Origin of the sequence: Aquabacterium sp. OR-4, assembly GCF_025290835.2 — a bacterium.
Taxonomy (GTDB): Bacteria; Pseudomonadota; Gammaproteobacteria; order Burkholderiales; family Burkholderiaceae_C; genus Pseudaquabacterium.
In genome coordinates this window covers 419,612-432,505 of record NZ_JAOCQD020000003.1, presented here as the reverse complement: position 1 = coordinate 432,505, position 12,894 = coordinate 419,612, and the positions used below count along the sequence as shown (strand labels likewise).

The 12,894-nt window shown below is 70.9% G+C and carries 15 protein-coding genes; 13 read left to right on the top strand and 2 right to left on the bottom strand.

All coding sequences use genetic code 11. The features are described from left to right. Positions 1-13 precede the first annotated feature (13 nt). A complete protein-coding gene (locus N4G63_RS23900) occupies positions 14-451 on the top strand; it encodes a hypothetical protein (RefSeq protein WP_260790125.1) in 438 nt (145 codons plus the stop codon). Between the two features lie 197 nt (positions 452-648). Here N4G63_RS23900 and N4G63_RS23895 read toward each other — a convergent pair whose 3' ends face one another. Next, positions 649-807 (bottom strand): helix-turn-helix domain-containing protein, encoded by a 159-nt coding sequence (locus tag N4G63_RS23895; RefSeq protein WP_260790124.1) that lies wholly within the window; start codon positions 805-807, stop codon positions 649-651. 152 nt (positions 808-959) lie between these two features. Between N4G63_RS23895 and N4G63_RS23890 the strand changes: the two genes are divergently transcribed. Both N4G63_RS23890 and N4G63_RS23885 read left to right on the top strand, forming a co-directional pair. Continuing rightward, on the top strand, positions 960-1,541 hold the full coding sequence (locus N4G63_RS23890; RefSeq protein WP_260790123.1) for an isochorismatase family protein: 582 nt from the start codon (positions 960-962) through the stop codon (positions 1,539-1,541). A 115-nt stretch (positions 1,542-1,656) separates the two neighbouring features. After that, on the top strand, positions 1,657-2,106 hold the full coding sequence (locus N4G63_RS23885; RefSeq protein ID WP_260790122.1) for an SRPBCC family protein: 450 nt from the start codon (positions 1,657-1,659) through the stop codon (positions 2,104-2,106). 84 nt (positions 2,107-2,190) lie between these two features. On the opposite strand, the gene N4G63_RS23880 is transcribed toward N4G63_RS23885, so the two are convergent. After that, positions 2,191-3,603: an amidohydrolase family protein gene (locus tag N4G63_RS23880; protein WP_260790121.1), complete on the bottom strand. Its 1,413-nt coding sequence runs from the start codon at positions 3,601-3,603 to the stop codon at positions 2,191-2,193. A 252-nt stretch (positions 3,604-3,855) separates the two neighbouring features. Between N4G63_RS23880 and N4G63_RS23875 the strand changes: the two genes are divergently transcribed. The 10 genes from N4G63_RS23875 to N4G63_RS23830 all read left to right on the top strand — a co-directional run bounded on the left by N4G63_RS23875 (position 3,856) and on the right by N4G63_RS23830 (position 12,866). After that, complete coding sequence (locus N4G63_RS23875) at positions 3,856-4,431, top strand: GNAT family N-acetyltransferase (protein WP_260790120.1); 576 nt, start codon at positions 3,856-3,858, stop codon at positions 4,429-4,431. Positions 4,432-4,436: 5 nt separating this feature from the next. Continuing rightward, a complete protein-coding gene (locus tag N4G63_RS23870) occupies positions 4,437-4,859 on the top strand; it encodes a DUF3052 domain-containing protein (protein ID WP_260790119.1) in 423 nt (140 codons plus the stop codon). A 141-nt stretch (positions 4,860-5,000) separates the two neighbouring features. Further along, positions 5,001-5,669: a signal peptidase I gene (gene lepB, locus N4G63_RS23865; protein WP_260790118.1), complete on the top strand. Its 669-nt coding sequence runs from the start codon at positions 5,001-5,003 to the stop codon at positions 5,667-5,669. A gap of 62 nt (positions 5,670-5,731) precedes the next feature. Beyond that, positions 5,732-6,397 carry a hypothetical protein gene (locus tag N4G63_RS23860; RefSeq protein WP_260790117.1) on the top strand — a complete coding sequence of 222 codons (666 nt, stop codon included), beginning with the start codon at positions 5,732-5,734 and terminating at the stop codon, positions 6,395-6,397. A 223-nt stretch (positions 6,398-6,620) separates the two neighbouring features. Continuing rightward, positions 6,621-7,940: an ABC transporter substrate-binding protein gene (locus N4G63_RS23855; RefSeq protein ID WP_260790116.1), complete on the top strand. Its 1,320-nt coding sequence runs from the start codon at positions 6,621-6,623 to the stop codon at positions 7,938-7,940. 36 nt (positions 7,941-7,976) lie between these two features. Next, positions 7,977-8,882: a branched-chain amino acid ABC transporter permease gene (locus N4G63_RS23850; protein ID WP_314600401.1), complete on the top strand. Its 906-nt coding sequence runs from the start codon at positions 7,977-7,979 to the stop codon at positions 8,880-8,882. A gap of 13 nt (positions 8,883-8,895) precedes the next feature. Then, positions 8,896-9,840 carry a branched-chain amino acid ABC transporter permease gene (locus N4G63_RS23845; RefSeq protein WP_260790115.1) on the top strand — a complete coding sequence of 315 codons (945 nt, stop codon included), beginning with the start codon at positions 8,896-8,898 and terminating at the stop codon, positions 9,838-9,840. Further along, on the top strand, positions 9,837-10,604 hold the full coding sequence (locus tag N4G63_RS23840) for an ABC transporter ATP-binding protein (protein ID WP_260790114.1): 768 nt from the start codon (positions 9,837-9,839) through the stop codon (positions 10,602-10,604). The genes N4G63_RS23845 and N4G63_RS23840 overlap by 4 nt, the downstream gene beginning before the upstream one ends. 85 nt (positions 10,605-10,689) lie before the next feature. Further along, a complete protein-coding gene (locus N4G63_RS23835; RefSeq protein WP_260790113.1) occupies positions 10,690-11,370 on the top strand; it encodes an ABC transporter ATP-binding protein in 681 nt (226 codons plus the stop codon). Between the two features lie 59 nt (positions 11,371-11,429). Then, positions 11,430-12,866, top strand: a complete 1,437-nt coding sequence (locus N4G63_RS23830; RefSeq protein WP_260790112.1) for an aldehyde dehydrogenase family protein — start codon at positions 11,430-11,432, stop codon at positions 12,864-12,866. Positions 12,867-12,894: the final 28 nt, after the last annotated feature.

Sequence of the window (12,894 nt, the reverse complement as noted above, 5' to 3'; positions counted from 1 at the left end):
TAAGCTGCGCGCCATGAGGTATCTGCTGTCCAGGCTGATCGGTGCGCCGGTCATCGCCATGTGTCTGTGGCTGTGGCAAAGGCTGCGCGAGCGCGCCTATGCCGACACCGATGGCCGCCACTACCAGTACCGCACGAACCCGATCGACATCGTCGAGGTGGCCAGCGGCGAGCGCTGGCTGCGGGTGAGCGATGTGCGGCGCACCGTTGCGGGGCTGCCCGAGTTCAGGCGCCTGCAGGCGCTGTGCCCGGGCGGCACGCACAGCGAGGGGCGCAGCCGCGCCGAAGAGCGCATCGAGGCCCGTGCGCTGGTGGGCCTGCTGCGCCAGGCGCAAGATGAGCAGACCCTGCGCTTTGTGCGCTGGCTCGAGCGCGAGGTGATCTTTCCGGCCGACAAGAAGGCCGGCAAGGCGGTGCGCGACGCGGTGGTGCATTCACGCAGCCGCGAGTGATCGGGCGGCGGCCAGGACGCCTGGCATGCCACGATCCCGCGGTGGCCCAGTCCTAAGCGGCCAATGGCGCCGTCTCGCCCGCCGGGCGCGACAAGCTGCTGGCACTGCGCACGAAGCGGCTCGATGTGGCCGATGCCATGCCGATGGATGCGCTGGGCCTGTGCGTGGCGGAAGCACTCACCTATCAGCTGAAGTGATCACGCCGTCACGCGTTGTTCGTACTCGGCCCGCAGCCGCACCCACCCGCGCCAGATCAGGCCGGCACTTTCCAGCGCCTTGATGTGCTTGGATGCGGCGGCGCGTGGCATCGCCCAGCGCATGGAACACGGCATCGAGGTGGGCGTCTTGTTGTTCAACCATGCAGTTGAATTCAGACGGCGCGAGGCCGACTGCCAACCCATTGGTTGAATAAAGGCCGCATCCCCCCACACTGGGGCACGCAGCCGGCTGCGCGTCGCCCAGCCTTTGGCACACTCGCCGGCTGCGTGATGGCAGACAGGGAGTCGACATGGCCACGGTTCGTGACGGGCACCAGCCGGTGCTGCTGGTGGTGGATGTGCAGGTGGGCGTGATGGCCGCGGCCTGGCAGGCGCCGCGGGTGATTGCCAATGTGGCGCACACGGTGGCGCAGGCACGCGCGCAGGGCGTGCCGGTGATCTGGGTGCAGCACCAAAACCACGAGCTGCAGCCGGGCACGCCAGCCTGGCAATGGGTGCCCGAGCTGGTGCCCGCGGCCAGCGAGCGCCTGATTGCCAAGCAGTTCAACTCGGCCTTTGAAGACACACCGCTTGTCGCCGAGCTGGCTGCGCTGGGGGCCACGCACATCGTGCTGGCCGGTGCGGCCAGCGGCTGGTGCATCCGCGCCACGGCCTATGCCGCGCTCGAGCGCGGCTACGACCTCACGCTGGTCAGCGATGCCCACAGCACCGAGACCCTGGTGCTCGATGGCGGCCAGCGCGTGGAGGCCGAATCGGTGGTGCACGACCTCAACACCGCGATGACCTGGCTGCGCTATCCAGGCCGCGGCAATGCCGCGGTGGCCGCCGCGCAGCTGAGCTTTGCCGCGCCGCCCACCGGCCCGGCCACCTGAGCGTCAGACGGCCTGCCCGCGGGCCAGGCCCATCCAGCCGGGCCGAGCCGGCACACCGTGTCGATCTGGCAGCGCCTGCTTCGTCGTCACACGCAACCACCTGCAGGAGCCTGCCTTGTCCGAGACCCACACCATCGAACTGCGCCGCGTGCTGCGCGCACCGCCCGAGCGCATCTACCGCGCCTTCACCACGCCCGAGGCCATGGCCAAGTGGCTGCCGCCGCATGGCTTCGTGGGCCAGGTGCATCAGATGGATGTGCGGGTGGGCGGCCAGTGGCGCATGTCCTTCATCAACCTGGGCACGGGCGGCGCGCACTCGTTTGGCGGCACCTACCTCGAGCTCGCGCCGCCCGGCCGCATCCGCTACACCAGCGTGTTCGACGATGCCAACCTGCCCGGCGAGATGGTGACCACCGTCACGCTCACGCCGGTGTTCTGCGGCACCGAGCTGGTGGCCACGCAGGCGGGCATCCCGGCGGTGATTCCGGCCGCGGCCTGCCAGCTGGGCTGGCAGGAATCGCTGCTGCTGCTGGCCCAGCTGGTGGAGGCCGAGATCCCGGGCTGAACCGGCCCCGGCCCCGGCCCCGGCCCCAGCCCCAGCCCTGGCGATGGCCCTGGCGCTTGCGCCCGGCCGGCCGGCCCGCCCGATTCAGGGCTGCGCTTCCAGGCTGCTGGGCGCCAGCCGCCGGCCACCGATCCACACGCTCTGGATCTGGTCGTAGGCCTGCACGCTCAGCAGCGGCGAGCTGGCCAGCAGCAGCAGGTTGGCGCGCTTGCCCACCTCGATGCTGCCCACCTGGGCGGCCAGCCCGAAGGCCTGGGCGTTGTGCAGCGTGGCGGCCTCGAAGATCTGGCGCAGGCTCAGGCCGGCGGCGGCCAGGCGCTGCATCTCGAGGTAGCCGTTCAGGCCCGGCAGGTTGCCGGGCGTGGGGCCCGAGGGCGTGTCGGAGCCAAACAAGAAGCGCGCGCCGCGCGCCGGCTGGGCCAGGTAGCGGGTGGCCTCGGCGCCGCGGCGCAGCGCGGCGTCGAAGCGCCCGCGCATCACCGCATCGGGCTGGCCGCCGGCCAGCTCGTTCTTGAACCACTGGCCGGCCGGGCTGCGCAGCCACTCGAGCAGCGATGCCGGCAGCACCCGGCGCAGCTCGGGCCGATCAAGATAGCCGGGCTCGAACAGCAGGCTCAGGCCGCCCAGCACCTGCAGCGTGGGCATGAAGCCGATGCGGCGCTCGGCAATCTGGTCGAGCAGTTCGCGCGCCGGCGCCGGCAGCGTGCCCGAGGCGCCATCTGGCTGCCAGTTCCACAGGCCATGCACCAGGATGTCGGCGCCCCCGGCCACGCCGAAGCGCTGCGCCTCCACCGAGCTGGCATGCAGCAGCACCGGCATGCCGGCGGCGCGCGCGGCCTGCACGATCTGCCCGAACAGCGCCGCATCGGGCACCGGCAGGTTGCGGTCGGGGCCGAAACCACGCTCGAAGAAGGTTTTCACGCAGCGCGCGCCCTCGGCCTGGGCCCGCGCCACCGCCGCCTGCGGCGAGCGCTTGCTGCCCGGCTCGGACGGCGCCACCGCGTTCGGAAACACCCAGCCGCGCAGCAGCCAGGGCGCGTAGTGCGAGGGGTAGCCACCCCACAGCGGCAGCGCGCCGCAGTGCAGCAGGTCGGGGTGGGCCGGCGCGGCCATGAAGTCGTCCAGCACATCGCGGCTGGTGGGCACCAGGTCGACCAGCGTGGTGTAGCCATAGCGCAGAAACGAGCGCGGCATCTGCGCCCGGTAGTCGCGCGTGATCAGCGGGTGGGTGAAGGCCATCACCGGGTTGAAGCCCGGCACGCTGGCCAGGTGCACATGGCTGTCGATCAGGCCCGGGATCAGCACCTGGCCGCCGGCCTCGACGATCTGCGCCGTGCGCGCCGCGTCGGCCGGCAGCGTGGGCGTGACGGCGGCAATGCGCTCGCCCTCGATCAGCACGTTCAGGCGCTGGCCTTCGTCGCCGCGTTCGGGCGACAGCACGGTGGCGCCAACGATCCAGGTGCGCACCGGCTCGGCCGCCAGGGCAGGGCGGGGCACGGCGATGGTCCAGGCCGCGGCGGCAGCCAGAAGAAGAGGCAACCAGGGCTTCACGGCAGGGGCAGGCGAGGTGGGCATGGCGGTGATGATCGCGGGGCAAGCCCGGCTCGGGCCGGTTCGAGGCGGCCGCGCACTGGCCGAATGTCGAAATCGGCGCGCCCGGTTGCCGATTCTGCTGCGCGTTAGCATGCGGCGGCGCCCGAATGGGCCGAATGGCCTGCCCAATCCCCTCCTTTTTGTCTCGCGCCCGACATGAACCCCACCCCCGCGCCGCACACGCCAGGCCACCAGCCGGCGGCAACGCCCATCGTGGTGCGTGGCGAAGCCGCCAACCAGGCCGAGGTGATTGCGCTGATCGCCGAACTCGATGCCTACCAGGACACGCTGTACCCGCCCGAAAGCCGGCATGCGCTCGACATCGGCGCGCTCAGCCAGCCGCAGGTGCTGTTTGCCGTGGCCCGCACCGCCGCCGGCCGGGCCGTGGGTTGCGGCGCCATCGTGCTGGCAGCGGCCGAGCCGGGTGCCGGCATCGCCCACGGTGAACTCAAGCGCATGTATGTGCAGCCCGCGCAGCGCGGCCACGGCATCGCCACCCGCCTGCTGGCCTGGCTGGAAGCCGAGGCCGCCACACGCGGCTGCCGCTGCGTGATGCTCGAGACCGGCCCCTACCAGCCCGAGGCCCTGGCGCTGTACGCCCGCCACGGCTACGCGCGGCGCGGGCCCTTTGCCGATTACCGCGACGATCCGCTGAGCGTGTTCATGCACAAGCCGCTGGCGCCGGCCGCTGCCATGGCCACTGGCCAGGCGCCTGGCCCCAACGGGGCCTGATCGCCATGGCCAGCGCAACGCCCACCGCCGGTTACTCAGGCACGCCGCTGGCGCGCAAGCTGGGCATCGTGGCCGGCGCCCAGGTGTGCGTGCTGAACGCGCCCGAAGGCTATGCCGGCTGGCTGGCGCCGCTGCCGCCGGGCCTGGTATGGGCCGCAGCGGCCTCGCCGCAAACCGACCTGCCGCACCTGTTCACCACCCGGCAGGCCGAGCTGGCCACGCAGCTGACGCTGTTGCGCCAGGCGCTGCGGCCCGACGCGATGCTGTGGGTGTCGTGGCCCAAGAAGGCCTCCAGGATGCCCACCGACATCACCGAGGACGTGATCCGCACGCTGGCGCTGCCACTGGGCTGGGTGGATGTGAAGGTCTGCGCCGTGAGCGAGGTGTGGTCGGGCCTGAAGCTGGTGGTGCGCAAGACGCTGCGCTGAGCCAGCCGCCGCGCCCGCCGGCATGCCCAGCGCCACGGCATGGAACCTCCGGGCTGTGCACGGGTCAGTCGGCAGGGCCGGCGCCACCGGGGGCGCTGCCGCCAGCCGGCCGACAGGCCGCCAGGCCACAAGGGAGCAACGATGACGAACTGGCTGCGCGAGAACCGCGCTTTTCTGGTGTTTTTGCTGTGCTTCGGCTTCTTCCGCACCGCGGTGGCCGACTGGAACCCGGTGCCCACCGGCTCGATGCGGCCCACCATCGTGGAAGGCGATGTGGTGCTGGTCAACCGCCTGGCCTACGACCTGAAGCTGCCGCTCACCGATGTCTCGCTGGCGCGCCTGGGCGAGCCGCAGCGCGGCGACATCGTCACGTTCTCGTCGCCGGCCAATGGCACGCGGCTGATCAAGCGCATTGTCGGCCTGCCCGGTGATGTGCTCGAGATGCGCAACGAGGTGCTGATCGTCAACGGCCAGGCCGCGCGTTATGACGAGATCGGCCTGCTGCGCGAGTGGCTGGCCCCGGGCGTGGTGGTGCCGGCCACGCGGGCGCGTGAAACACTGGCCGGCAGCGGCCGCCAGGTGCAGTTTCTCGACGGCGTGCAGGCACGGCGCAGCTTCGCGCCCACCACCGTGCCGGCCGGGCACTTCTTCATGCTGGGCGACAACCGCGACAACAGCGAAGACTCGCGCTTCATCGGCGCCGTGCCGCGGCACCGGCTGATCGGCCGCGCCGAGCGCGTGCTGGTGTCGGCCGACACCACCGACGGCTGGCGGCCACGATTTGGCCGCACGCTGTCGGTGCTGGAGTAGGCGCCCCGCCGCGGCCCAGCCCAGGCCCGCCAGGCCCGGCACCGCAGTAGCATCGGCAGGTGATGACACCCCACCTGCCCCCCGCCCGCCCCACCGGCGGCGCCCACCGCCCCGATGGCCACAGCGCCCGCGCGCCGGGCCACGCGCCAGCGCCGCGCCGGCCCTGGCGGGTGCCGGCCACGCTGGGCCTGGCCGTGCTGGCCAGCCTGGCCGGCTGCGCCAGCGCGCCACCGGCCACCCGCATCGAGAACGCGGCCACCACGCCGCTGGTCGATCTGAACCTGCTGCAGCAGGTGATCCCCGAGGTGCTGCAGGCCGCACGCAAGGCGCCTTATGGCCCGCCCGATGCCGGTGGCTGCGCCGCGCTGCAGGCCGAGATCAATGCGCTCGACGAGGCCCTGGGCCCCGACCTCGATGCCCCGGCCAGCGACACCCGGCCCGGCCTGATCGAGCGCGGCAGCAGCCTGGCCGGCGACGCCGCCGTGGGCGCGCTGCAGCGCACGGCCGAGGGCCTGGTGCCGTTTCGCGGCTGGGTGCGCAAGCTCAGCGGTGCCGAGCAGCGCTCGCGCGCGGTGGCCGCGGCCATTGCCGCCGGCGGCGTGCGCCGTGCCTTCTTGAAGGGCCTGCGCCAGGCCCAGGCCTGCCCGCAGCCCGTGCCCTCGGCGGCGCCCGCGGTGCAGCACACGCCACAGCCCAACCCGCGCCTGCTGGACGCCGTGCGGCCCTGAGAACACCGGCCACGCGCCTGGCCCTGGCCCTGGCGCAGGCGCAGGCGCAGGTGCAGGTGCTGGCCCGGCCGTGGCCTGGCCGCGGCCCGAGGGTTGGCCCTGCTTCCGGCCCCCGGAAGGCGCGCTTCCAGATTGATGAATGGCGTGTCCCCCGGGCCGGCGGCATAGTGCCCTGGCCGACGGTGAAGCCCGCTGCGGCCCACAAAAACCGCAGGAGACACCGATGCGCCCCACGCCCATGCACCGCACGCTGGCCACGCTGGCCCTGGCCACCACCTTGCTGGCGCCCGCGCTGGCCCAGGACAAGCCGGCCGAGCTGAAGCTGGGCATCACCACCTTCACCTCGGGCGCGGCCAGCGTGTTTGGCGTGCCGGGCAAGGCCGCGGCCGAGCTGCTGATCGAGGAGATGAACGCCAAGGGCGGCATCGGCGGCGTCAAACTGGTACCCACCTTCATCGACGAAGGCATCGGTGGCGACAAGATGCTCAGCGAGTACCGCCGCCTGGTGCAGGAGCAGGGCGTGAAGGTGATGCTCTCGGCCATCAGCAGCGGCAACTGCAACATCGTGGCGCCGGTGGCCGAGGACCTGAAGGTGCTCAACGTGATGTGGGACTGCGGCACCGAGAAGATCCTCGAGAACAAGCGCTACAAGTACGTGGTGCGCACCCAGGCCAATGCCACCACCGAGATGGTGGCCACGGTGCTGTACCTGCTGAAGATGAAGCCCAGCTTCAGCACCATCGCGGTGGTCAACCAGGATTACGCCTGGGGCCGCGACAGCTGGGAGATCTTCATCAACACGCTGCGTGCGCTCAAGCCCGACGTGAAGGTGGTGGCCGAGATGTTCCCCAAGCTGGGCGCGTCGGACTTCTCCACCGAGATCTCGCGCCTGCAGGCGCTCAAGCCCGACGTGGTGCTCAACACCGGCTGGGGCGGCGACCTCGACACCTTCGTGCGCCAGGCGGCGCAGCGCGGCCTGTTCAAGGGCAGCACCCAGTTCGTGCTGCCGCTGGCCGAGAGCAGCTTCGAGCGCCTGGGCGACGCGCTGCCCGAGGGCGTGATCGTGGGCGGCCGGGGCGACCACTACTGGCTGCACCCCGAGACCAAGGACGACCCCGCGCACAAGGATTTCATCGCCAAGTTCAAGGCCAAGACCGGCGCCTACCCGATCTATCCCACCTACCACATGGCCCAGGCCCTGGTGGGCCTGAAGACCGGCTACGAGGCGGCGATCAAGGCCAACGGCGGCAAGTGGCCCTCGCCCGAGCAGGTGGCCGAGGCCATGCGCAAGATGAAGTTCAAGGCCTATGGCCGCGAGGTGACCATGCGCGAGGACGGCCAGGGCCTCGAGGCCCAGTTGCTGGGGGTGACCAAGCGCACGCCCAAGTACCCGTTTGCGGTGATGGACAAGATGGTCATCGTGCCGGCCGAGCTGGTCACCACCCCGGTGGGCCAGCAGTCGCCCACCTGGGTCAAGTCGATCAACCCGGCGGTACTGAAGGTGCTCACCTCCGATCAGCTCAAGACCCACGACCACAAGTGATGCCAAGCGCCCACCGCTGAAGCAACCACCGCACGGATGGACGCGAACCTGGTCGCCCTGGCCCTGATGGACGGCGTGTCGTATGCGGCACTGCTGTTTCTGGTGGCGCTGGGGCTGACGCTGATCTTCGGCGTCATGCGCATCCTCAACATCGCGCACGGCAGCCTGTATGCCTGGGGCGGCTACTTTGCCGCCACGCTGGGCCTGGCCATCGGCAACTTCGGCCTGCCGGCCTGGCTGGGGCTGCCGGCGCTGTTTGTGGCGGCGCTGGTCATCGGCGGGCTGCTGGGCACGGTGCTTGAATTTGCGCTGCTGCGCCGCATCCTCGACAAGGACCCAATCCTGCAGCTGCTGGTCACCTTTGCGGCCTTCATGGTGCTGGAGGATCTGCAGCGCCTGATCTGGGGCGTGCAGCCGGTGTTCGTGAGCGAGGTGGTCAACCAGCTCGGCACGCTGGAGGTGGTGGGCGTCACCTACACCCGCTACCAGCTGCTGGTGCTGCCGGCGGTGGCGGTGGCGGCCTTCGTGGCGCTGCGCTGGTTCTTGCGCAGCACGGCGCTGGGCCGGCAGGTCACGGCGGTCACCCACCACCGCGAGGTGGCCACCGCCATGGGCGTCAACACGAACCGCGTCACCTGGCTGACCATCGCCATCGGCGGGGCGCTGGGTGCGCTGGGCGGTGCGCTGGCCTCGCCCACCACCAGCTTCACGCCCGGCATCGGCGCCGACATGATGGTGTTGAGCTTTGCCGTGGTGGCCACCGCCGGCCTGGGCCAGATCGGCGGCGCGGCGCTGGCGGCGCTGATGATCGGCCTGGCGCGCTCTTTCGCGGTGTACCTGCTGCCCGAAGCCGAGGTGCTGATGCCCTACCTGATCATGGTGGGCGTGCTGCTGCTGCGGCCCGAGGGCCTGTTCTCAACGACGGCCGCGCGCCGCATCTGACGGACGGCCCGCGATGAACCGTCTCTCCTTCGTCGTCTTCGCCCTGGTGCTGGCCGTGGCCGGCGCCACCGCCGCTGCGCCCTGGCTCAAGACACCGGTGCTGCTGGCGCTGGCCAACGGCCTGAGCGTGGCCGGCGTGATCGTGCTGATCCGCGCCGGCCAGGTGTCGTTCGGCCACGCCATGTTTGCCTGCCTGTCGGGCTACACGGTGGCTTTTGCGGCGCGGGCCTGGCACCTGGACGCGCTGCTGCTGGTGGCGCTGGGCACGCTCAGCGCCACGGCCGCCGGCGCGCTGATCGGCGTGTTCATGGTGCGCTACCGCGGCATCTTCTTCGGCATGCTGAACCTGGCCTTCTCGATGGTGCTGTTCTCGGTGCTGGGCAAGTTTGGCGGCATCACCGGCGGCACCGACGGCCTGCGCTTCGACCGGCCCAGCTTCGGCTTCGTGGCCATGGAGCGCGAAGGTTTCGAGACCGCGCTGCTGGGCCTGGCCCTGGTGCTGGCACTGGCCGCCGGCTGGGCGGTGCAGCGCTACTTCGGCAGCGTCAACGGCCAGGCGCTGGCCGCCATCAAGACCAACGAGACGCGGCTCGAGTACCTGGGCATCTCGGCCAAGCGCGTGTTCTGGGGCGGCTACCTGCTGTCGGCCACGCTGTGCGGGCTGGGTGGCAGCCTGTTCGCGCTGACGCAAGGCCTGGTGACGCCGGAGATGGGCTACTGGGTGCGCTCGGGCGAGGTGGTGTTCATCGCCATCCTGGGCGGCAGCGCGCATGCGCTGGGGGCCTTCATCGGTGCCTTCGTGTTCGAGTTCGTCAAGCTCTATGCCGCCTCGCTGCTCACTGGTGCCTGGCAGCTGGCGCTGGGCCTGGTGCTGATCGTGATGGTGTTCGTGGCGCCCACCGGCATCTTCGGCCTGGTCGCGAAGCGCTTGCTGCCGGCAGCGGGAGGCAAGGCATGAGCGCGGCGCCGCCCAAAGGCCTGCTGTCGACCCGCGGGCTCAGCTTGCGATTCGGCGGCGTGGTGGCCGCCGACGCCATCGACTTCGACCTGATGCCCGGCGAGCGCCTGGCTGTGGTGGGCCAGAACGGCGCCGGCAAGACCACCTTCATCAACATCTGCACCGGCTACCTGAAGGCCGACGGCGGCCAGGTGTTCTTCGATGGCGCCGAGGTCACCGGCCAGAGCCCGCGCGCCATCACGCGCCGCGGCGTGGGCCGCTCGTTCCAGCTGCCGCAGGTGTTCACCGAACACACGGTGCGCGAATGCCTGCTGCTGGCGGCATCGGCCGTGCAGCGCCGGCCGGCGGGCGTGTTCGGCCTGTGGCCGCCGCTGGCCAGGGCGGTGGAGGCCGACGAGGTGGACGCCACGCTCGAGCTGCTGCAGCTGATGCCCCGTGCGCACGACCTGGCGGGTTCGCTGCCCGAAGGCCAGCGCAAGCTGCTGGACGTGGCCATGGCCCTGGTGCTGCGCCCCAAGCTGATGATCATGGACGAGCCCACCAGCGGTGTCTCCAGCGACGAGAAGCACGAACTGATGGCCGTGGTGATGAAGGCACTCGACGACCGCCAGGTGACCAGCATCTTCGTCGAGCACGACATCGACATCGTGCGCCGCTACGCCACGCGCCTGGCGGCGTGGATTGCCGGACGCATTGCGGCCGATGGCGTGCCGGAAGAGGTGCTCAGAGATCCGGTGGTCATCAAGAACGTGATCGGGGAATAGACATGGCGCCCCCACGCTCACTTCGTTCGCTGCCCCCCCGAGGGGGCGCAGGCCTTCCTTGGGGCGGCCCGGCGAAAGGCCTGACATGCTGAACCTCGAAGGCGTCTGCGCCACCATCGCCGGCATCCCGGTGCTGCGCGGCATCGTGGCCCAGCTGCCGCGTGGCGCCACGGTGGCCGTGGTGGGCCGCAACGGCGCCGGCAAGACCACGCTGCTGCGCACCATCATGGGCTTCATGCCCGGCCATGGTGGCCGCGTGCTGCTGGACGGCCAAGACCTGGCCAGCGTGCCCGCACGCAACCGCGCCCGGCTGGGCATCGGCTACGCGCCCGAAGACCGCGTGATGTTTCCCAGCTTCACAGTGGAGGAGAACCTGCGCTTTCCGTGCGAGGTGATCGGCATGGCCCGCAAGGCGGTTGACGAGCGCCTGGCCGAAACCCTGAGCATCGTGCCCGAGTTGCAGCCGATGCTGGCGCGCTCAGGCGCCGCGCTGTCGGGCGGGCAGGGCAAGATGGCCGCGCTGGGCCGCGCCGTGATGGCCGGCGAACGCCTGGTGCTGCTGGATGAACCCTTCCAGGGCCTGGCGCCGGTGCTGGCGCAGCAATACGCGGCCTCGCTGCAGCGCCTGCACCAGGTGCGGCCCGAGCTGTGCGTGGTGATCACCGAATCGAACCGCAGCCTGCTCAAGGACATTCCCAGCCAGACCCTGGTGCTGGAACGCGGCGCGCTGATCCACGACGAGGCGGCCGCTGCAGCCGTGCACTGACCCGCCTTTACCCGGCGGGCGCCGGTGGGGCCCGCTGCTCATCTGCACAGGAGGCCCGCATGGCCCAGCTCTTCATCAACGGCCACTGGGTGGCCGCCGCCAACGGCGAAACCCTGCCGGTCATCGACCCCAGCACCGGCGAGGTGTTCGACACCCTGGCCCGCGGCACGGCCGCCGACATCGATGCCGCGGTGGCCGCCGCGCGTGCCGCGCTCAGCGGCCCCTGGGGCAGGCTCAACGCCACCGAGCGCGGCCGCATCCTGCTGCGCATGGGGGCGTTGATGCTGGCGCGTGCCGAAGAGCTGGCGCAGCTCGAATCGCGCGACACCGGCAAGCCCATAGCCCAGGCGCGCAACGACATCACGGTGGCCGCGCGCTACTGCGAGTTCTACGGCGGCGCGGCCGACAAGCTGCACGGCGAGCAGATCCCCTACCTGAACGACTTTCATGTGGTGGTGCTGCGCGAGCCCTATGGCGTCACCGCCCACATCCTGCCCTGGAACTACCCGGCGCAGATGTTCGGCCGCTCGGTGGTGCCGGCACTGGCGATGGGCAACGCCGCGGTGCTGAAACCCAGCGAAGACGCCTGCATGACGCCGCTGGCCTTCTGCGCCATTGCCAAGGAGGCCGGCCTGCCCGATGGCGCACTGAACGTGGTGACCGGCCTGGGCGAAGAAGCCGGCGCCGCGCTCACCGCGCATCACGACATCGACTTCGTCACCTTCACCGGCAGCCCCGAGGTGGGCACGCTGGTGCAGAAGGCCGCGGCCGACCGCACCTTGAAGGTGGTGCTCGAGCTGGGCGGCAAGAGCCCGCAGATCGTGTTCGACGATGCCGATCTCGAGCGCGCCGCCACGTTCATCCTGAAGGCCATCACGCAAAACGCCGGCCAGACCTGCTCGGCCGGCAGCCGGCTGCTGGTGCAGCGGTCGATCTACGAGCGCTTTGTGGCCACCGTGGCCGAGCGTTTCAAGGGCAGCGCGGCCGGCACGCCGGCGCAAGACCGCGATTGCGGCCCGCTGATCAATGCGGCGCAGAAGGCACGGGTGGAAGGCTTCATCCGCCGCGCGCAGGACAGCGGCATCGCCATCCTGGCCCAGGGGCAGGTGGCCGATGGCGTGCACCCCGGCGGCTTTTACGTGGCGCCCACGCTGTTCGGCCCGGTGCCGCGTGATCACCCGCTGGCCTGCGACGAAGTGTTCGGCCCGGTGCTGGCGGCGATCCCGTTTGACGACGAAGCCGATGCGATCGCGCTGGCCAATGCCACCGACTTCGGTCTGCTGGCCGGCATCTGGACGCGCGACGGCGGCCGCCAGACCCGCATGGCCAAGGCCATGAAGTGCGGCCAGGTCTACATCAACACCTATGGCGCCGGCGGCGGCGTGGAGCTGCCCTTCGGCGGCGTGAAGCGCAGCGGCCACGGCCGCGAGAAGGGCTTCATGGCACTGGAGGAGTTCTGCACCGTGAAGACCGTGGTGCAGTACCACGGACAATGACGTCACAAGATCCGACAGGAGCGACATC

Bases quoted from the DNA above. Each gene is read 5' to 3' on its own strand.
- N4G63_RS23830 (WP_260790112.1), top strand. From the start codon at position 11,430: ATGGCCCAGCTCTTCATCAACGGCCACTGGGTGGCCGCCGCCAACGGC.
- N4G63_RS23845 (WP_260790115.1), top strand. From the start codon at position 8,896: ATGAACCGTCTCTCCTTCGTCGTCTTCGCCCTGGTGCTGGCCGTGGCC.
- lepB (WP_260790118.1), top strand. From the start codon at position 5,001: ATGACGAACTGGCTGCGCGAGAACCGCGCTTTTCTGGTGTTTTTGCTG.
- N4G63_RS23870 (WP_260790119.1), top strand. From the start codon at position 4,437: ATGGCCAGCGCAACGCCCACCGCCGGTTACTCAGGCACGCCGCTGGCG.
- N4G63_RS23855 (WP_260790116.1), top strand. From the start codon at position 6,621: ATGCGCCCCACGCCCATGCACCGCACGCTGGCCACGCTGGCCCTGGCC.
- N4G63_RS23840 (WP_260790114.1), top strand. From the start codon at position 9,837: ATGAGCGCGGCGCCGCCCAAAGGCCTGCTGTCGACCCGCGGGCTCAGC.
- N4G63_RS23860 (WP_260790117.1), top strand. From the start codon at position 5,732: ATGACACCCCACCTGCCCCCCGCCCGCCCCACCGGCGGCGCCCACCGC.
- N4G63_RS23890 (WP_260790123.1), top strand. From the start codon at position 960: ATGGCCACGGTTCGTGACGGGCACCAGCCGGTGCTGCTGGTGGTGGAT.
- N4G63_RS23850 (WP_314600401.1), top strand. From the start codon at position 7,977: ATGGACGCGAACCTGGTCGCCCTGGCCCTGATGGACGGCGTGTCGTAT.
- N4G63_RS23875 (WP_260790120.1), top strand. From the start codon at position 3,856: ATGAACCCCACCCCCGCGCCGCACACGCCAGGCCACCAGCCGGCGGCA.
- N4G63_RS23835 (WP_260790113.1), top strand. From the start codon at position 10,690: ATGCTGAACCTCGAAGGCGTCTGCGCCACCATCGCCGGCATCCCGGTG.
- N4G63_RS23900 (WP_260790125.1), top strand. From the start codon at position 14: ATGAGGTATCTGCTGTCCAGGCTGATCGGTGCGCCGGTCATCGCCATG.